This window comes from Achromobacter marplatensis (genome assembly GCF_049060505.1).
In the GTDB taxonomy this organism is placed as follows: Bacteria; Pseudomonadota; Gammaproteobacteria; order Burkholderiales; family Burkholderiaceae_B; genus Achromobacter; species Achromobacter marplatensis_A.
Genome location: NZ_JBMGRB010000012.1, coordinates 1 through 18,901, shown reverse-complemented (window position 1 = coordinate 18,901; position 18,901 = coordinate 1). Strand labels below are relative to the sequence as shown.

The 18,901-nt window shown below is 64.4% G+C and carries 15 protein-coding genes and 1 tRNA gene; 11 read left to right on the top strand and 5 right to left on the bottom strand.

The features are described 5' to 3' along the window. Window positions 1-3 precede the first annotated feature (3 nt). Window positions 4-363, top strand: a complete 360-nt coding sequence (locus ACI0FO_RS25535) for a sulfite:cytochrome C oxidoreductase subunit B (RefSeq protein ID WP_416031364.1) — start codon at window positions 4-6, stop codon at window positions 361-363. A 318-nt stretch (window positions 364-681) separates the two neighbouring features. Here the strand turns inward: ACI0FO_RS25535 and ACI0FO_RS25530 are convergent. Beyond that, window positions 682-768, bottom strand: a tRNA-Leu gene (locus ACI0FO_RS25530). 47 nt (window positions 769-815) lie between these two features. On the opposite strand from ACI0FO_RS25530, the gene dapC reads away from it, so the two are divergent. From dapC to ACI0FO_RS25485, 9 genes are all read left to right on the top strand, one after another. Beyond that, the gene (gene dapC / locus ACI0FO_RS25525; protein WP_416031362.1) at window positions 816-2,012 is read left to right on the top strand and encodes a succinyldiaminopimelate transaminase; all 1,197 of its coding nucleotides are present in this window, start codon (window positions 816-818) and stop codon (window positions 2,010-2,012) included. A 24-nt stretch (window positions 2,013-2,036) separates the two neighbouring features. Further along, window positions 2,037-2,858: a 2,3,4,5-tetrahydropyridine-2,6-dicarboxylate N-succinyltransferase gene (gene dapD, locus ACI0FO_RS25520; protein ID WP_105557644.1), complete on the top strand. Its 822-nt coding sequence runs from the start codon at window positions 2,037-2,039 to the stop codon at window positions 2,856-2,858. Beyond that, window positions 2,858-4,075: a succinyl-diaminopimelate desuccinylase gene (dapE, locus tag ACI0FO_RS25515; RefSeq protein ID WP_416031359.1), complete on the top strand. Its 1,218-nt coding sequence runs from the start codon at window positions 2,858-2,860 to the stop codon at window positions 4,073-4,075. The genes dapD and dapE overlap by 1 nt, the downstream gene beginning before the upstream one ends. Window positions 4,076-4,184: 109 nt before the next feature. After that, the gene (gene prmB, locus ACI0FO_RS25510; protein WP_416031357.1) at window positions 4,185-5,081 is read left to right on the top strand and encodes a 50S ribosomal protein L3 N(5)-glutamine methyltransferase; all 897 of its coding nucleotides are present in this window, start codon (window positions 4,185-4,187) and stop codon (window positions 5,079-5,081) included. Continuing rightward, a complete protein-coding gene (locus ACI0FO_RS25505) occupies window positions 5,078-7,012 on the top strand; it encodes an ABC-F family ATP-binding cassette domain-containing protein (RefSeq protein ID WP_416031355.1) in 1,935 nt (644 codons plus the stop codon). Before prmB ends, ACI0FO_RS25505 begins: the two co-directional genes overlap by 4 nt. A gap of 124 nt (window positions 7,013-7,136) precedes the next feature. Beyond that, window positions 7,137-7,625 (top strand): RNA polymerase sigma factor, encoded by a 489-nt coding sequence (locus ACI0FO_RS25500; protein WP_416031353.1) that lies wholly within the window; start codon window positions 7,137-7,139, stop codon window positions 7,623-7,625. Then, window positions 7,625-8,548, top strand: coding sequence for a FecR family protein (locus ACI0FO_RS25495; protein ID WP_416031351.1), 924 nt, complete (start codon window positions 7,625-7,627; stop codon window positions 8,546-8,548). Before ACI0FO_RS25500 ends, ACI0FO_RS25495 begins: the two co-directional genes overlap by 1 nt. 128 nt (window positions 8,549-8,676) lie before the next feature. Further along, on the top strand, window positions 8,677-11,301 hold the full coding sequence (locus tag ACI0FO_RS25490; RefSeq protein ID WP_416031349.1) for a TonB-dependent receptor plug domain-containing protein: 2,625 nt from the start codon (window positions 8,677-8,679) through the stop codon (window positions 11,299-11,301). A gap of 134 nt (window positions 11,302-11,435) precedes the next feature. Next, complete coding sequence (locus tag ACI0FO_RS25485) at window positions 11,436-12,539, top strand: cytochrome-c peroxidase (RefSeq protein ID WP_416031347.1); 1,104 nt, start codon at window positions 11,436-11,438, stop codon at window positions 12,537-12,539. 41 nt (window positions 12,540-12,580) lie between these two features. Here the strand turns inward: ACI0FO_RS25485 and ACI0FO_RS25480 are convergent, their stop codons facing one another. Genes ACI0FO_RS25480 through ACI0FO_RS25470 form a run of 3 tightly spaced genes read right to left on the bottom strand, consistent with a single transcriptional unit; the run spans window position 12,581 to window position 16,388 of the window. Beyond that, window positions 12,581-12,886 (bottom strand): chorismate mutase, encoded by a 306-nt coding sequence (locus ACI0FO_RS25480; RefSeq protein WP_416031345.1) that lies wholly within the window; start codon window positions 12,884-12,886, stop codon window positions 12,581-12,583. Window positions 12,887-12,888: 2 nt separating this feature from the next. Next, window positions 12,889-15,183 carry a UvrD-helicase domain-containing protein gene (locus ACI0FO_RS25475; protein WP_416031343.1) on the bottom strand — a complete coding sequence of 765 codons (2,295 nt, stop codon included), beginning with the start codon at window positions 15,181-15,183 and terminating at the stop codon, window positions 12,889-12,891. Next, entirely contained in the window at window positions 15,180-16,388 is a 1,209-nt protein-coding gene (locus tag ACI0FO_RS25470) for a DesA family fatty acid desaturase (protein ID WP_105557635.1), read from the bottom strand. The genes ACI0FO_RS25475 and ACI0FO_RS25470 overlap by 4 nt, the downstream gene beginning before the upstream one ends. A 404-nt stretch (window positions 16,389-16,792) precedes the next feature. Here ACI0FO_RS25470 and ACI0FO_RS25465 point away from each other — a divergent pair, with 404 nt between their 5' ends. After that, window positions 16,793-17,143: a hypothetical protein gene (locus ACI0FO_RS25465; RefSeq protein WP_416031341.1), complete on the top strand. Its 351-nt coding sequence runs from the start codon at window positions 16,793-16,795 to the stop codon at window positions 17,141-17,143. 24 nt (window positions 17,144-17,167) lie between these two features. Here ACI0FO_RS25465 and ACI0FO_RS25460 read toward each other — a convergent pair whose 3' ends face one another. After that, a complete protein-coding gene (locus ACI0FO_RS25460) occupies window positions 17,168-18,535 on the bottom strand; it encodes an RsmB/NOP family class I SAM-dependent RNA methyltransferase (RefSeq protein ID WP_416031566.1) in 1,368 nt (455 codons plus the stop codon). Between the last annotated feature and the right edge of the window lie 366 nt (window positions 18,536-18,901).

The following is an 18,901-nucleotide window of genomic DNA, read 5'->3' as shown; positions in this document are numbered from 1 at the left end:
CCCATGACCCGCCCCGCCCGTCGTCATCCTCACGGCCGCCTGGTCAGGCTGGCCATCGCCCTGGCCGCTATTTCGGCCTGCGCATCCGCCGCCGCCCTGGACATCCAGCTTCCCCCGGAAACCGCTACGCAGCACCCCGGCACCGGCGCCGGTGCCCGAAGTGCGGCCCTATGCCTGATGTGCCATTCGGTCGATTACCTGTCGTCGCAGCCACCGATGCCGTTGGGCTTCTGGGATGCCGAAGTCAAAAAGATGGTCGGCACCTACGGCGCGCCCATTCCGGCCGAGCAAGTGCCGCTGATCGTGCAGTACCTGAACCAAGCCTATCCCCCGCCCCCGCCCGTCGAATCCCCTAAGCCCTAGGCCTTGCTCTCCCTGGCGCCGCGCTTGCTGACCGCGTTTGCTGACCGCGTTTGCTGACCGCTTGCTGACCTCTCGGCGCCATGTGTCCCCACGGTGGTGAAAAGTCGCCAATGTCCCCTGCTGGCGCAAATCCCGGCGTGGAGTTGGCGTAGCAAAGTGGGCGATTTAATGGGGAAATATCAAAGCTGGAGGCAAAAGAAAACCCCCGGCGCATTCGAGCGCTCGGGGGTTTATGACATTGTCGGCGTAGCGCCAAACAGCGGCCAAACAGCGGCCAAACAGCGACTAAACAGCCACCAAACAACGTCAGGCAATATATGGTGCGAAGGAGGGGACTCGAACCCCTACACCTGTTACGGCGTCAGGACCTAAACCTGGTGCGTCTACCAATTTCGCCACCTTCGCTAAAGGTCAAGCCCGCTATTGTAGCTTGCTTGTTAAAATCTTGCGTCATGAATCCGCGCCTCGATGCTTTACACCCCTACCCGTTCGAAAAACTGCGCGCGTTGTTGGCTTCCGCCAACGCGCAGCCGGACGGCCTGACGCCCATCAATCTGTCGATCGGCGAGCCCAAGCACGCCGCGCCGGAACGTATCGAACAAGCGATCCGCGACCACATGGGCGGGTTGTCCGTGTACCCCTCCACCAAGGGCGACCCGGCGCTGCGGCAGGCGATCTCGGGCTGGCTGGCCCGCCGCTACAGCATTCCCGCCCCCGACGCGGACACCCAGGTGCTGCCGGCGCTGGGGTCGCGCGAGGCGCTGTTCGCGTTCACGCAGACGGTGATCGACCCGTCGGCGGGTTCGGTGGTCATCTGCCCCAACCCGTTCTATCAGATCTATGAAGGCGCCACGCTGCTGGCGGGCGCCACGCCCTATTTCGTCAACGCCGATCCCTTGCGCAATTTTTCCAGCGACTGGAACCAGGTGCCTGACGAGGTCTGGAAGAAAACGCGGCTGGTGTTCGTGTGTTCACCCGGCAACCCGGCCGGCAACGTCATGTCGCTGGACGAGTGGGAAACGCTGTTCAAGCTATCCGACCGCCATGGTTTTGTCATCGCGTCGGACGAGTGCTATTCCGAAATTTATCTGGATGAAGGCAACCCGCCGCTGGGCGGCTTGCAAGCGGCGCGTCGCCTGGGCCGGGACGACTACCGCAACCTGGTGGCGTTCTCCAGCCTGTCCAAGCGATCCAACGTACCCGGCCTGCGGTCGGGTTTCGTCGCTGGCGATGCCGCGCTGATTGGCCGCTTCCTGCTGTATCGCACGTATCATGGCAGTGCGATGAGCCCGTTGGTGTCCGCGGCGAGCGTCGCGGCCTGGTCGGACGAGGCCCACGTGAAGGACAACCGGCGCCTGTACCGCGAGAAATTCGACGCGGTCGTGCCGATTCTTGAAAGCGTGCTGGACGTGTCGCGCCCCCAGGCGTCTTTCTACCTGTGGGCGGCCACGCCGGGGTCGGATACGGCCTTTGTGCGCGACCTTTACGGCCGCACCGGTGTTACCGTTCTGCCGGGCAGTTTCCTGGCACGGGAGGCGCATGGCGTGAATCCCGGCCACGGCCGCATCCGTATTGCATTGGTGGCGCCCTTGGCTGACTGCGTGCAGGCAGCCGAACGCATCGCCCATTTTGTACATACTTCTGTTTGATCAACCTTTAAAAGCTGAGCCGCTATGACTCTCGACCTGCAGACCACCATCGAACAAGCCTGGGAAGACCGGGCCAACCTGACGCCCGCCGACGCCAGCGCCGAAGTGCGCGAAGCGGTGGAACACACCATCGACGGCCTGGATCTGGGCCGCTTGCGCGTGGCCGAGAAAATCAATGACGACTGGGTGGTCCACCAGTGGATCAAGAAGGCCGTGCTGCTGTCGTTCCGCCTGAGCGAAAACGCCATCATGGGCCAAGCCCCGCTGCAGTTCTATGACAAGGTGCCGCTCAAGTTCTCGGAATACGGCGACAACGCGTTCAAGCAAGGCGGCTACCGCGTGGTGCCGCCCGCCGTCGCCCGCCGCGGCGCCTTCATCGGCCGCAACGTGGTCCTGATGCCCTCCTACGTGAACATCGGCGCCTACGTCGATGAAGGCACGATGGTCGACACCTGGGCCACGGTCGGTTCGTGCGCCCAGATCGGCAAGAACGTCCACCTGTCCGGCGGCGTCGGCATCGGCGGCGTGCTGGAACCCCTGCAAGCCAACCCCACCATCATCGAAGACAACTGCTTCATCGGCGCCCGCTCCGAAGTCGTGGAAGGCGTGGTCGTGGAAGAAAACTCGGTGCTGGCCATGGGCGTGTTCCTGTCGCAAAGCACGAAGATTTTTGACCGTGCCACCGGCAAGATCACCTACGGCCGCGTGCCGTCGGGTTCCGTCGTGGTTCCGGGCTCGCTGCCGTCGGCCGATGGTTCGCACAGCCTGGCTTGCGCTGTCATCGTCAAGCGTGTCGACGCGCAAACGCGTGCCAAGACCAGCATCAATGATCTGCTGAGGGCGTAATGAGCAGCACGACCGCACGGCCGCCCGAAGGGCGTGCCCCCTCCCCTGGGGAGGCAAACGCGACGCGGCAGGAAGGCCAATCATCCGGAGCCGTTCTGGAACTGGTCAAGGACCTGATCGCCCGCCCCTCGGTCACGCCGGCGGATGAAGACTGCCAGGCGGCGCTTGCCGCCCGGCTGGAACGCATCGGCTTCACCTGCGAGACCATCGCACAGGGCGGCGTCACCAATCTGTGGGCCAGGCGCGGCAGCGCCGCGCCGCTGACCGTGTTCGCCGGTCACACGGACGTGGTGCCGCCGGGTCCGCGCGAAAAGTGGGAAAGCGACCCGTTCGTGCCCACCGAACGCGACGGTTGGCTGTACGGTCGCGGCGCGGCCGACATGAAGAGCTCGATTGCCGCCTTCGTGGTGGCCGCCGAGGAATTCGTGGCAGCCCATCCGCAACACGGCGGTTCGATCGCCCTGCTGATCACGTCCGACGAAGAAGGCCCGTCGATCGACGGCACCGCCATCGTCTGCGATGCGCTGAAGGCGCGCGGCGAAAAGCTGGACTACTGCATCGTGGGCGAGCCGACTTCGGGCGACGTGCTGGGCGACACCTGCAAGAACGGCCGCCGCGGTTCGTTGTCGGGCAAGCTGACGGTTAAGGGCATCCAGGGTCACGTGGCCTACCCGCACCTTGCGCGCAACCCGGTGCACCAACTGGCGCCGGCGCTGGCTGACATCGTCGGCATCGAATGGGACCAGGGCAACGAGTATTTCCCGCCCACGACGTTCCAGGTGTCAAACCTGAACTCGGGCACGGGCGCGACCAATGTCGTGCCCGGCGAAGCCGTGGCGCTGTTCAACTTCCGCTTCTCGACGGCCAGCACGCCGGAAAGCCTGAAGGCCCGCGTGCATGCGGTGCTGGACAAACACGGCCTGGAATACGACCTGGACTGGGAACTGGGCGGCGAGCCCTTCCTTACCCCGCGCGGTTCATTGACCGATGCGTTGGTGCAAGCGATTCATGCTGAAACCGGCGTTACCGCGGAACTGTCCACCACGGGCGGCACGTCCGACGGCCGGTTCATTGCCAAGATCTGTCCGCAAGTGATCGAGTTCGGGCCGGGCAACGCCACGATCCACAAGGTCAACGAGCGTGTCGAAGTGGCCTCGCTGGATCCGCTTAAGAACATCTATCGGCGCACGTTGGAAAACCTTCTGCTGGATAAGTGAAACTGCCCCACGCGCTGCCTGATCGGGACGGCGCGCGGGGAAACGAAACTGCCCCCTCCAGAGGGGGCGTTTTCCCCTTGGGGTAGCCCATAGGGAAAAAGGCCTGACTATGTATCAATCTGCCCGCCAAGAATTGCTGACCCTGCGCGACCTTATCCGTTATGGAGTGTCGCGGCTGAACGGCGCCCAAGTGGCGCTGGGGCACGGCAGCGACAATGCCTGGGACGAGGCGGTCTACCTGACGCTGCACGCCCTGCACTTGCCGCTGGACACGCTGGAGCCATTCCTGGACGCCCGCGTGGTCCGCGAAGAGCGCGACCGCGTGCTGGACCTGCTGGAGCGCCGCGTGACCGAGCGCATGCCCGCCGCCTACCTGACCAACGAGGCCTGGCTGCGCGGTCATCGCTTCTACGTGGACCAGCGTGTCATCGTGCCCCGCTCGCCCATCGCGGAACTGCTGGATCAGGGCTTGTCGCCCTGGGTGCAGGACGCAATGGCGGTTGAGAACGTGCTGGACATGTGCACCGGATCGGGCTGCCTGGCGATCCTTTCGGCGCTGGCCTTCCCCTATGCCCATGTGGACGCGGTGGATGTGTCGGCCGATGCGCTGGACGTGGCCCGCCGCAACGTGGACGACTACGGCCTGCAAGACCGGCTGGACCTGCACGCAAGCAATCTGTTCGACAGCCTGCCTGCCCGCCAATACGACGTCATCATCTGCAATCCGCCTTATGTGAACAGCGGCTCCATGGATGTGCTGCCCCAGGAATACCGGCATGAACCGCAGTTGGCGCTGGCTGGCGGCGAAGACGGCATGGACCTGGTGCGCCGCATTCTGGCGGCAGCCCCCCAGTACCTCACGCAAGACGGCGTGATCGTGCTCGAGATCGGCCACGAACGCGATTTCTTCGAAGCCGCCTTCCCGCAGTTATCCCCCGTGTGGCTGGATACGGAAGAGGCGTCGGACCAGCTCCTGCTGCTTACCCGAGAGCAACTTACCCTGTGATACGCGCTACTGGATTGACTCTGCGCCGCGGCACGAAAGTGCTGCTGGACAGCGCTGAATTCGTCGTTCATCCGGGCGAACGCGTCGGCATCGTGGGCAAGAACGGCGCGGGCAAGTCCTCGCTGTTCGCCCTGCTGACCGGCGCCCTGGACCTGGACGCCGGCACCGTGAACCTGCCCGCTGGCTGGCGCATCGCTAGCGTTAAACAGGAACTGGACGCCGACGACCGGCCCGCCCGCGAGTTCGTGATTGACGGCGACACGCACCTGCGCGAACTGCAAGCGCGCCGCGCGGCGCTGACCGACGAGCAAGGCACGCAGATCGCGGAAGTGGAAGCCGCATTGGTGGAAGCGGGGGCCTGGAGCGCGGCCTCGCGCGCGGAACAGCTGCTGGCCGGCCTGGGCTTCAAACCCCACGAATGGATGTTGCCGGTAGAGAGCTTTTCCGGGGGCTGGCGCATGCGCCTGGCGCTGGCAAGCGCGCTGATGGCCCCGTCCGAACTGCTGTTGCTGGACGAACCCACCAACCACTTGGATCTGGACGCGATGCTGTGGCTGGAGAAATGGCTGGGCGCCTATCCGGGCACCGTCATGCTGATCTCCCACGACACCGAATTCCTGGATGCGGTGGCCAAGTCCATCCTGCATTTCGATCACGCCAAACTGGTGCGCTACCGCGGCGGCTATGGCGATTTCCTGACGCAACGCGCCGAGCGCCTGCGCCAGACCAACATCGCCTACGAACGGCAGACCCGCGAAGCGGCCCGCCTGCAAGGCTTCATCGACCGCTTCAAGGCCAAGGCAACCAAAGCCAAACAGGCGCAAAGCCGTGTCAAGGCACTGGCCCGCATGCAGGTGCTGGCGCCCCTGCATGCTGAAGCCGGCATCGACATCCGCATCCCCTCGCCTGACCAGGTGCCCGACCCCTTGCTGACGCTAGAGCACCTGTCCGCCGGCTACACCGATGCGGCGGGCAACGCCGTTCCCATCCTGCGCGATGTCACCTTGATGGTGCGCGCGGGCAGCCGCGTCGGCGTGCTGGGCGCCAACGGCGCGGGCAAGAGCACGCTGATCAAGACGCTGGCCGAAGAGATCCCGGTCCAGGCCGGCGAACGGCGCGCCTCGCGCGGCCTGGCCATCGGCTATTTCCATCAGCACCAGCTAGACATGCTGGACGTGGACAGCACACCGATCGCGCACCTGGCGCGCCTGGCGCCGGAAACTCGTGAACAGGAACTGCGCAACTACTTGGGCGGTTTCGGGTTTTCGGGCGATACCGTCACCAGCAAAGTCGGGCCCATGTCGGGCGGCGAAAAGGCGCGGCTGGCGCTGTCCTTGATCGTCTGGCAAAAACCCAACCTGCTGCTGCTGGACGAGCCCAGCAACCACTTGGACGTGGAAACCCGCGAAGCCCTGGCCGCCGCGCTGGCCGACTTCGGGGGCAGCATGCTGTTGGTCTCGCACGATCGGCACTTGCTGCGCACCACCGTGGACAGCTTCTGGATCGTGGCGGACGGCGCGGTGCGCGAGTTCGATGGCGACCTTGAGGATTACCGCGACTGGCTGGCCGCCCGCAACGCTGGCGAGCGCGCGGAAGCCGCGCGTGAAAACGCCGAAGGTAGTGAACCGGTCGTGGACCGCAAGGCGCAGCGCCGGGCCGACGCCGAACAGCGGCAGCGCCTGTCGGCCTTGCGTAAGCCCCTGGAATCCAGGCTGGCCAAGGTCGAGACCGAGATGGAGAAGCTGCGGACCAAGCTGCATGCGCTGGACGCCGTGATCGCTGATCCGGACCTGTATTCGGATGCACGCCGCGCGGAACGCCAGAAGGTCATGGCCGAGCACGGCGAACACGGCAAGCGCATCGACGAGCTGGAAGAGCAATGGCTCGAGATCCAGGGATCCCTGGAAGAAATCGATCAAAGCGAAGCCTAGGACGAGCGTTGCCCGGGCGGCGGGCCTGCCCCGCTGCCCGCCTTCGGCCTATCTATTAATAATAACCATTATCATTTATACTTCGTCGCGAAATTGACTCCATCTGGCGCCGGACGCCAGCGACATGTCTACGCTTTCGGACGTATTCCTTCGCCACTACCGCGAACTGCTTGGCTTTCTTTCGATGCGCACCGGCTCACGCGACGTGGCGCAGGATTGCGCGCAGGACACGTGGATCAAGCTGGCCGAATTCAACGACCGCACCCGTCCCGACAATGACCGGGCGTATGTGTTCCGAGTCGCCGCCAACATCGCGACGGACTGGCACCGCCGCCGCACCCGCGAGCTGTCCGCCACCGCGGACTACGCCGCCGCGCAGCCCGTCGCTCATGCCCCCGACACCTACGACGTGGCGTGCGCCCATCAGACCCTGCGCCGCCTGGAATCCGCCCTGCTCGCTCAACCGCGACGCAGCCTGGACGTCTTCGTGCTGCACCGTCATGAAGGCCTGACCTACCGCGCCATCGCCGAGCGCTTCGCGATTTCCGTCAGCGCGGTTGAAAAGCACATGATGCGCATCCTGCTGGCGTGCGACCTGGCGCTGGCCGACTGATGGCCACGCGCGCCCGCCCGCTCGATCCCGTGGAAGAAGCTTCCCGCTGGGTGATCCGGCAAAGCGGACAGCGGCTGGACGACGCTTCGCATGCCGCCTTTGAAGCCTGGTACCGAGCCGACGCCCGGCACGCCGCGGCCTACGATCGTTTGTCGCGCCTATGGCGGCGCATGGGCGAGATCGACCGCGGCAAACTGACCAAACGACCCGCTCGCACGTTGCGCGCCACCGCCATGCTGGCGTTGCTGACGGCCGCGTTCGCCGGCTGGTTCGGGTCCACCGATCCCTGGTCGCACGCCGACTACGCCGCCGATGCGGGCTTGCGCCACATTACGCTGCCAGACGGCTCCATGGTGGTGCTGGATGCGCACAGCGCATTGGCGCTGAACTATGCGGATGGCCGCCGGCAGGTCCGCTTGCTGCGCGGACGCGCGCAATTCGAACCGACGCCCCGCCAGCCCGGCATGGCGCCGTTTTCTGTCATCACCCGCGATGCCTCTGCCACCGCGTTGGGCACGCGCTTCACGGTGGATCTGGTGAACGGCGGCACACGGGTCGCGGTGCAAGCACACCAGGTCGCTGTGCGCTGCCTGCCGTGCGCGGACGAACAGGGCCTGACCTTGTCCGCAGGCGAAGCGGCGGAAGTGTCCCCCGCCGGTGTCAAGCCCGAGGCCCAGGCCGGCACGGCGCAACCGACCTGGCCCCGTGGCCTGCTCAGCTTCAACGACGTGCCGCTGCAAGCGGCAGTGGACGCGTTGGCGCGCTATAGCGCCAAACACATCCTGGTGATGGGTGAGGCCGCCAAGGCGCAGCGCGTATCGGGCACCGCCCTGGTCGCCGATCCACAGCAGGCGCTGGAGTTGCTGCTGGCGCAGACGCCGGTGCGGGTGACCGAACTGCCAGGGCTGCTGATCTTGCGTTGATCACTGCGTTGATAAGCCCCACACCAATCGGTAAATGAGAATCGATATAAATTATTCATCGCAAAATCGATGAGGGGTTGGGGTGATGCGGACGTCCTACGGCTGACATTACTGCTTAGGACTTCCGCATGTCTTCCCGCTTTTCCACGCGTCGTCTTCCCGTCGCCGCCGTCGCCCTTTGCACAGCGCTGACGCTGGCCCAGCCGGCACAGGCCCAAACCCGCGCCACCCCGGTCGCCTTCGATATCCCGGCTCAGCCCCTGGGCTCTGCCCTGCTTGCGTTGGGGCAGCAGGCGGGTCTGGAAGTGTCGTTCGTGCCTGCCGCGGTCGCCGGAAAATCGGCACCCGCGCTGCGAGGCACGTTGTCGCCGCTGGATGCGCTGGACCAGTTGCTGCGTGGCTCCGGCCTGGCGCTGCGTGGCGACGGCCCGGGCCGCTACATCATCTTCGTCGACAAGACGAACCAGTTTTCGGCGCTGCGTCTGGAAGCGGTGAAGGTATACGGTGAACACAGCGACGAACGGGTCTATAGCCAGGAAGAAATCGCGACGAAGCCGACCGGCAACCAGGACCTGACGTCGCTAGTGGCCACCCATCCCGCCGTGCGCACGAATACGCCAGCCAACGGATCAACGAACCGCGGCTCGATGAATGTCGAGGATATTTCCTTCCACGGTTCCAGCCCCTATCAAAACCTGTTCCAGATCGACGGCATGGACGCGACCAACCGGGTCGACCCGGCCAGCAAGAACTTGAATCTGCAGATTGCGAATATCCCCAGCAACGCGCAGTCCTATTTCGTCGACACCAATCTGCTGGGCGAAGTCCGTGTGATGGACAGCTTTGTGCCCGTTGAATATGGACGCTTCACGGGAGGCGTGGTGGACGCGCGCCTGCGCCGGCCATCAGGCGAAAACCACTTGCAGCTGGACTATCGCTGGAACACGTCGAAGATGACCCAGCAGAAGATCGCCGAAGGCGACGAGACGGGATGGGGCCAGGGCAAGCCGGGGTTTTCGCCCGAATGGAAAAAGCGCTTCTATACCGCCATCGGCGACATCGCCATCAATGACAAGACGGGCGCGGTGCTGAGCATGTCGCGACGCGAATCCAGCATCCGCCGCTGGAACATGGGCGTGGACGGCGATCAGCCCACGCAAGGGGAAGACAACTACGACGACCGCATCGACAACTTTTTGGGCAAATTCACGGTACGAGCGACGGCGGACACCATCTCCGACCTGACGCTGAAGTACAGCGACCGCCGGGAAACCCTGTCAAGCGACACCTTCCGCGACACGCAATGGGACAACACCCATGCGGCGCGCGGCGTGGGCTGGAACCTGGACCATGCGTTCCAGGGCGGCCGGGCTTCGGTGCAAGCGGGGTGGGATAACGCGCTCAGCAACCGCTCGTCCGACGCAACGGAGCTGGTCACGCACAAATTCCCGTCTATCCCGTTGTTCACGACGGGCGGCTACGGAAAAGAGCAGAAGGAACAGGACACCTGGACGCTGAAAGGCCGTGTTGACCTGGACCCGGTACGCACCGGCCCCTTCACCCATGCACCGTATGCGGGGGTGGATCTGCAACGCGTCGACGTGAATTTCAAACGATTCAGCGATTCGTATTCATACATCGCCACGCATGCCGCGAACGGCTCCGAACGCCAAAGCAGCAAGGTGCATAACCTGCGCGGAACGGTCGGGACGAAATACAACACCGCGTCCATCTACGTGTCGGACCGAGTGGAATTGGGCCGCGTGGCTTTTACCGGCGCGCTGCGCTACGACCGCGAGACCTTCCTGGGCAATAGCAATCTGTCGCCACGCACCCGCCTGGACTGGGACGCGTTCGGCAACGGCAATACCGTAATCAGCGGCGGTTGGGCGCGCTACTACGGGTCGGACGTGCTAAACATCGCGCTGGAAGAACGGATCAACACCCTCCGACGCCAGGTGTTGGACCGCTTCGGTAAGCCGGTGGCGAACGGGTCCAAGCCCTACTACGTATCCTACGAAGGCTTGCGCACGCCTTACGACGATGAATGGGCGCTGTCGGTCAGGCAACGGATGGGCAGCGTGGAAGGGCTGGCGGCCTACGTGCATCGCAATGGGCGCGATCAGGTCAGCAAGGCGGGGGACAGCGTCCAGGGCTACCGCTATCTCAACGACGGCAAGTCCACCACGGACACGATCAGCCTGTCCTTGCGGACACTGGAACCCTGGCACCTGATGGAGACCCGCTGGACGGCGCGCGCCGACTGGAGCTATCAGAAGCGCAAGGTCAACGCGGACCTGGTCGAGGGCTATGAGGGCGGCGCGCGCGACCCGGACGAGTACATTCTTTACGACGGCGACCGCATGCGCGCCATCGACCTTCCGCCTACGTCGTTCCATCAGCCCAGGAAGGCTTCGCTTTCCTTGACGGGCATCTGGCCCCGCGCCGGGCTGACGTGGGACAACAGCCTCCAGTGGCGCAGTTCGCGCATGACCTCTGTCTATGTGGGTTATGGCCCGCGCCCCGAATCGCTGCAAAGCTACCGCAGCGCACGGCTTGCCTCGTACTGGACATGGGACACGCGCCTGATCTGGGAACCCACCTTCGCACGCAACGTCGCCTTCACGCTGGACGTCTTGAACGTGTTGAACAAGACCCCGGCCATCACCGCCAGCAACCCGAATCTGACGACCAACCGAAGTACCTACCAGGTCGGCCGCGAGATCTGGGTGCAAGCCAGCTATCGCTTCTGATGGGCCGCGCCTTTTTACGCCGCAGCTTGGCGGGGGCCGCGGCCGCCGCCGTCCTGGCGGCAAGCCCATTCCCTCGGGTGGCGTCAGCCGAGCGCGGCCCGGCCCCGGCATGCCGCGATGGCGATGCGTGGGACATGGTTTGCCTGCAAGAACGCTATGCCGGCCCCGTGTCCACGTGGCCCGCCCCGACCATCGACCCCGGTATCAGCTGGACGGAATGGACCACGGTGCCGTCCGCGAACGCACCGCCGTTGTCCTGGATGGCGGCGAATGCCGGGCGCGATGAACTGGCGCACGATGTCCGGAAGCCCGACATCGTGGCGCTGGGGCAGATGCTGTTTTTCGATGCGCACTTGTCCCGCAAGGGGCAAGTGTCCTGCGCGTCTTGCCATATGCCGCAGCGCGCCTTTAGTGACGGCCGTCCGTTGGCGGTGGGGGAAGACCGGCTGATGGGCAAGCGGCGGTCGCCCTCTTTGCTGGCCGCGCCCTTCGCGCCCCGCCTGTTCTGGGATGGTCGCGCCGACACGCTGAAAGCGCAGGTGCTGGGCCCGGTAGAGGACAGCCGCGAAATGAATCACGACTTACGTAGCGCCATCGCGCGCCTGCAAAGCCTGCCGCCCTATCCCGCGCAGTTCTTGAAGGCCTTCGGCCCCGCAGCGGAAGACACGGCGTCGGGCTCGACTTCGATGTTGGCCCCCGCGTCCACGCCAAGCGGGCGCGTCATAGACAGCGACCGGTTGGCGCGCGCCCTGGCGGCCTATGTCGCCACGCTTCGTCCGCAAGCCACGCGCTTCGACGCATTCCTCCAGGGAGACCGCAACGCCCTGAACGACATGGAACTCCAAGGCATGCATCTGTTCCGCACGCAAGCACGCTGCATGAACTGCCATAGCGGCGCGATGTTGACGGACCACCAGTTCCACAATATCGGGCTGTCGTTTTATGGCCGGCGCAATCAGGATCTGGGACGCTTTGAAATCACCCGTGACCCCGCCGACCTCGGCAAATTCCGCACGCCCAGCCTGCGCAACGTCTCGCAGGGAGGGCCGTGGATGCACAACGGCCTGTTCGCGGATTTGAAGGGATTGCTGCGGATGTACAACGCGGGCATGGGCCGAGAGGCCACGCCCGCCGATCCGCCGGATCCTTATGCGCCGCCCAAGTCCAAGCACATCCGGACGCTGGATCTTAGCGCGGACGACATCGACGCCTTATTGGCGTTCATGAAGATCTTGTAGGGAAAGAGAAGGCGGCGCCCCGGGGCGCCGCCAACCTGGCATTACGAGTACGGACGCTCGCGCAGGCGGGTGTGGTGGTCGACCACGGTGTCGATCACTTCGCGCAGGATGGTTTCGGCCAATGCGGGCGGCACGCCCGCCTCTTCGGCCAGCCGGCGAATGCGTTCAACTTGCTGGGATTCCCGTTCGGGATCCACCAAGTCCATGCCGTGGTTGGTCTTCAGTTCGCCGATCATGTCCGTGCAACGGAACCGCACGCCCAGCAGCAGCATGATCTGCTGATCGATTTCATCGACCTCGGCGCGCAGCGACGCCAGCTCGGCTTTCGGAGAATCGTTGTTGGCCATGTTTAACCTTGAACAATATCAAGTTTGGCGATACCCAGCGCCAAGGTCTTGGCGCCGACGTCGCGGAACTGGATTTCTGCCTGCGCGTCCTGTCCTGCCCCGCTCAAGCCAATAATCGTGCCATCGCCAAACCGCGCGTGATGCACGCCCTGCCCCACACGATACTGCTTGTCGCCCACCGTGACACCGCTTGCGATGCCGCGCGGTTGACGCGGCGCAATGGTGTTGGTGGCTTTGCGTCCGAAGGCGTCGCCGCGGTTGCCCCCGCCCCAGCCAGCGCCCGTGCTGCTGACCGGTGCCAGCCCGGCCTTGGGCGACAGCCATTTCAGGTGCTCTTCCGGGATCTCGTCCAGGAACCGCGACCGCATGGCATAGCGGGTCTGGCCATGCAGCATCCGGCTTTGGGCCAGGCTGATGTACAGGCGTTGCCGCGCGCGGGTGATCGCCACATACATCAGGCGGCGCTCTTCTTCCAGCCCGGACTGTTCCAGGATGCTGTTCTCGTGCGGGAACAGCCCCTCTTCCAGGCCGGTAATGAAGACGGCGTCGAATTCCAGCCCCTTGGCGGCGTGAACCGTCATCAGCTGAACGGCGTCCTGGCCTTGCTGGGCCTGGTTGTCGCCGGCTTCCAGCGCCGCATGCGACAGGAATCCCGCCAGCGGCGTCAGGCCGTCAGAGGCCACGATAGGCGCGTCGACCACGCCCGGCATCAGCGTGGACGAGGCGGCCTGTTCAGGCACCACGCCAGCGGGCAAACCGTCGTAGTTCTCTTCCGAAGCGAACACGGCCGCAGCCGTGATCAGTTCGTTCAAGTTCTCGAGGCGCTCGGCGCCTTCGCGCTCGGCTTTGTAATGGGCGTTCAAGCCGCTGGCCTCGAGCATATGCTCGACCATTTCAGGCAGCGGCAGGTCGCGCGTTTCTTCGATCAGGCGATGGATCAGTTGCGCGAACTGGGCCAGGTTGGACCCGCCCTTGCCGCCCACCAGCGCCACCGCGGCATACAGGCTGGTGTCGTGCGCGCGGGCCGCGTCGGCCAGTTGTTCCAGCGTGCGCGCGCCGATGCCGCGCGTCGGGAAGTTGACGACACGCATCCAGGATGTGTCGTCGTTGGGATTGGCCATCAGGCGCAAGTACGCCAGCGCGTGCTTGATTTCCTGGCGCTCGAAAAAGCGCAGGCCGCCATAGACCTTGTAGGGAATGCCAGCCGAAAAAATGGCGTGTTCCAGCACGCGCGATTGCGCGTTACTGCGATAGAGCACGGCGATCTCGCGGCGCAGGCTGCCGTCATGGATCAGCGAACGGATTTCGTCCACGATCCATTGGGCTTCCATGCCATCCGACGGTTGCTCGATGACGCGAACCGGCTCGCCCTCGCCCTGGTCCGTCCACAAATTCTTGCCGAGCCGGCCGCTGTTATGGCCGATCAGCGCGTTGGCGGAATCCAGGATGTGGCCGAACGAACGGTAGTTCTGTTCCAGCCGGATCACGGTGCCATGCGCATAGTCGCGCTCGAAGTCGGACATGTTGCCGACGTTCGCGCCGCGGAAGGCGTAGATGGACTGATCGTCGTCGCCCACGGCGAAAATGGCCGCGCCACCGCCCGCCAGCAAGCGCAGCCACTTGTACTGCAGCGTGTTGGTGTCCTGGAACTCATCGACCAGGATATGGCGGAACCGGCGTTGATAGTGCTCGCGCACCGGCGCATTGCGCGACAGCAATTCGTAGGCGCGCAGCAGCAGCTCGGCGAAGTCGACCACGCCTTCGCGCTGGCATTGGGCTTCGTAAAGCTGATAGATCTCGATCAGGCGGCGGCGATGGGCGTCATAGGCTTCGACGTCCTGCGGGCGCAGGCCCTCTTCCTTGGCGCCGTTGATGAAGCGTTGCACATCGCGCGGCGGGTACTTTTCGTCATCGACGCCATTCGCCTTCATCAGGCGCTTGATAGCGGCAAGCTGGTCGGTTACGTCCAGAATCTGGAAGCTCTGCGGCAAGCCGGCATCGCGGTGATGCGCGCGCAGCATGCGATTGCACAGGCCGTGGAAGGTGCCGATCCAGAGGCCGCGCGTATCGATCGGCAGAATCGCCGACATGCGCGCCAGCATTTCGCGCGCAGCCTTGTTGGTGAACGTGACCGCCAGAAGCCCAAAAGGCGAAGCCTGGCCGGTTTGAATCAGCCAGGCCATGCGGGTAGTGAGTACCCGGGTCTTGCCGCTGCCCGCCCCGGCCAAGACCAGGGCGTGCTGCGGTTCTAACGTTACTGCGGCGCGTTGTTCAGGGTTGAGCTTCTCTAGCATCATGCCGCGTAGCGGCGCAGATGTTGAGCAAACTGCTCGAGCCCGGCGATGCCGCTTTGCTGGGCGCGCTGGCACCAGGCCTGCAAGTCATGGAGGAGCTGTTCGCTGCTGGCGCTGGAGCTTTCCCAGATGCGGCCGAGTTCGCGGCGCATCTGCACCAGGGTCGACAGCGACTTGTTCTGGGCAATGGCCTTGTCCACGGCGGCAAGCTGTTCAGGCTGGAGGATGTCCTCGTTGCGGTGGATGGCGCGGCGCACCTGATGCAGCTTGGTATAGCCGCATTCAGCATTGCCTTCCTGGCGCGAGGCCTTCAGCTTGCTCAGTTCTTCGCGAGCGGCGCTCTTGATCACGTCCGCATAGCGGGCCATGACTTCGTAGCGGTGCGTGATCACGCCTTGCAGCGTGCGCAGGTCGATGCCCGTGCGGGTGTCGTCCAGCTTCAGCTTGGGGGCAACCTTCTTGATCTTGGCCAGGCCGAAGAACTTCAGGATGTTGATGTAGCACCAGCCGATGTCGAATTCGTACCACTTGGCCGAGAACTTGGCAGACGTGCCGTGAGCGTGGTGGTTGTTGTGCAGCTCTTCGCCGCCAATCACGATGCCCCACGGGAACACGTTAGTGCTGGTGTCCGGGCTGTTGTAGTTGCGGTAGCCCCAGTAGTGGCCGATACCGTTGACGACGCCGGCCGCCCAGAAGGGGATCCAGGCCATCTGCACCGCCCACACCGTCACGCCCATCGCGCCGAACAAGGCGACGTCGATAGCCAGCATGGACAGCACGCCCCACAGGCTGTGCTTGCTGTAGACGTTGCGCTCGAGCCAGTCGTCAGGCGTGCCGTGGCCGAACTTGGCCATGGTTTCCTTGTTGTTCGATTCTTCGCGATACAGTTCCGCGCCGCGGAACAGCACCTTCCAGATGCCGAACAGCATGGGCGAGTGAGGATCGCCTTCCTTTTCGCACTTGGCGTGATGCTTGCGGTGAATGGCGACCCATTCCTTGGTGACCATGCCGGTCGTCATCCAGAGCCAGAAACGGAAGAAGTGCATGACAGCCGGATGCAGATCCAGACCGCGGTGCGCTTGGCTGCGATGGAGAAAAACCGTGACCGCAACAATCGTGATGTGCGTCACGACAAGGGTGAATACGACGACCTGCCACCAAGTGGCTTGGGTCAGACCGCCGGCAATGAAGGAGAGGATGTAATCCATAAAGCTGTTATGAGCCTCGCTTGAGAAGTGCCTGAAGTTTAGCTTACCTTTGTCTTCTTATGACAAGGGAGTTTCAAAATAGTTTTTGAGCGAAATCAAGGACTAAGCCCCGGTTTCAGCGCACAAAAACCCACTCTCGCGGCCCTTTCGGGTAGATCGCGAGGCCGAGCCTTGCGGACATCCGGCGCCTGGGCCGGCTACCCCTTGAAGATGGGGGGTATTCGCAATGGCACCAGGTTTTGGCTACATTTCGCTACTAAAGTTCCTGTCAGGAAAGGGATTTCGTCTTGAACACGCCACGTTGGCGGCGCACACTTGCCGCCCTTCTTGCTGACCAAATTGTCTCTTTTGCCCCACTGATGTCGCCGCGAATAATCCGACCCTATTTATTTTCGGCCCTATCGGTGCTGGGAATCGCACTATGCGCGCCCGTGTTCGCGCAGACGATGAAGTCGGGCGACGTCGTCGTGCTGGCTTCGTACTACGAAATCCGAGGGGCGGATTGCTTGGCGCTGCGTGCGCCGCGCGTGCAAATCACGCAGAACCCGACCCTGGGCAAGGCCAGCGTCATGCAGACGCGAGGCCAGTCCAGCGATTCGGGTCGTTGTGCTTACCGGCCAGTGGCGGTTTCGCAGGTGGTCTACCAAGCGGACCGCCCCGGATCGGACACCCTGGCCTGGGAAGTGAAATACCAGAACAAGACGCTGGGCACCCGCCGGTTCAGCGCGACGGTCGGCGTCACGCCGGCTCCCTGAGAGCCGGCGCGGGCCACACAAAGGTCAGGCCGGCTTGTCTTCCTTGGCCGGTTCGGCCTCAGGGAGAAGATCGGCAACCGGGTCCACCACGGGCTCGGTGACGGGCTCGTCGGCATCCACGTCGTCGCCCGCATCCGTCTCAGCGGTTTCCGCCGTTGCGGCTGCCGCGCCCTTCTTTTTTCGCTCGAATACCGCGGCAAAGAAACCGTCGGTGCCGTGCACGTCGGGGCGCAACTGCACGTAGGGGCCTTCCAGCTTCAGGGTTTCACAACGCGCTGCCAGGATCTCGGCGGCGTCCACGCGTTCGAAATCGGGATGGCTGGCCAGGAAACGCTCGGCCTGCACCTCGTTTTCTTCCGCCAGCAGGCTGCACGTGGCGTACACGAGGCGGCCACCGGGCGCCACGCAACGCGCTGCGCTGTTCAAAATGCGTTCCTGCAGCCGGCCCAATTCGGCCAGCGCCTCGGGGTGCTGGCGCCATTTCAGGTCGGGATTGCGGCGCAAGGTGCCAATGCCGCTGCAGGGCGCGTCGACCAGCACGCGTTGCGCCTTGCCAGCCAGGCGCTTCACGCGGGCGTCGTTCTCGCTGTCGATGACGACCGGCACCACGTTCGACAGGCCGCTACGCGCAAAGCGCGGCTTGGCGCGAGCCAGGCGCGCCGCGGATACGTCGAACGCGTACAAACGGCCGGTGGAACGCATCAGCGCGCCCAGCAGCAACGTTTTGCCGCCGGCACCGGCGCAAAAATCGATGATCATTTCGCCACGACGCGGCGCAACCAGCAGCGCCAGCAGTTGGCTGCCTTCGTCTTGCACTTCGATGCTGCCGTTTTCGAATTGCGGCCAGCGATTGATGGCCGGGCGACCTTCCATGCGGATGCCCCAAGGCGAAAACGGCATGGCCACGGGTTCGTAGCGACCCGCGCTTTGCTGCAATTCCGTCAGCATGGCATCGCGCTCGGCCTTCAACGGATTGACGCGCAAGTCCAGGCTGGCCTGGCGGTTCAGTGCTTCGACCAGAGTTTCCGGGCTGTCCATCTGGCTCAGGCGTTCGTCCAGCCAGTCGGGGATGCTGCCGCGCACGGCGCGGGGCAAGGTGGACAGATCAATCTGCGAGACGCGCTTGAGCCATTCGGCTTCAGCGGCGTCCATGCCCTCTTCCAGCGCTTCGGCACCCAGCGTGGCGTTCAGGCCCAGGATAGCCAGGCGACGCGAGGCAGGCCCCACGCCGCTTTCGCCGAATTGGCGGTACCGGCGCAGGTGGCGCAGCACGTCGTAGACGGCTTCGGCGACCTCGGAACGGTCACGCGCGCCCAGGTTCGGATGATGACGCAGCCAATGCGACAGCGCGGAATCGGCCGGATAGGTCCATTGCAGGATTTCACCCAGCACGCGCTGCACCTGATCGATGCGGATCGCCGCGTAAGACTGACGCGGACGGTTGAATTGCGGCTTCTGCGAACCCGAATCCCGGTTGCCATGCGACGACTCATCGCCGCGCGGGCCGTTGCCGTATGACGGACGCGAATCCGGACGGCCTTGCCCCTGGCCTTGGCCCTGGTAGTCCCGGCGTTCCGAACCATAGGATGCGCGTTCGCCGCCCCGGCTATCGCCGCGCGGGCCGTTGCCGTATGACGGACGCGAATCCGGGCGGCCTTGCCCCTGGGCTTGGCCCTGGTAGTCCCGCCGTTCCGAACCGTAGGATGCGCGTTCACCGCCACGGCTGTCGCCGCGCGGGCCGTTGCCGTATGACGGACG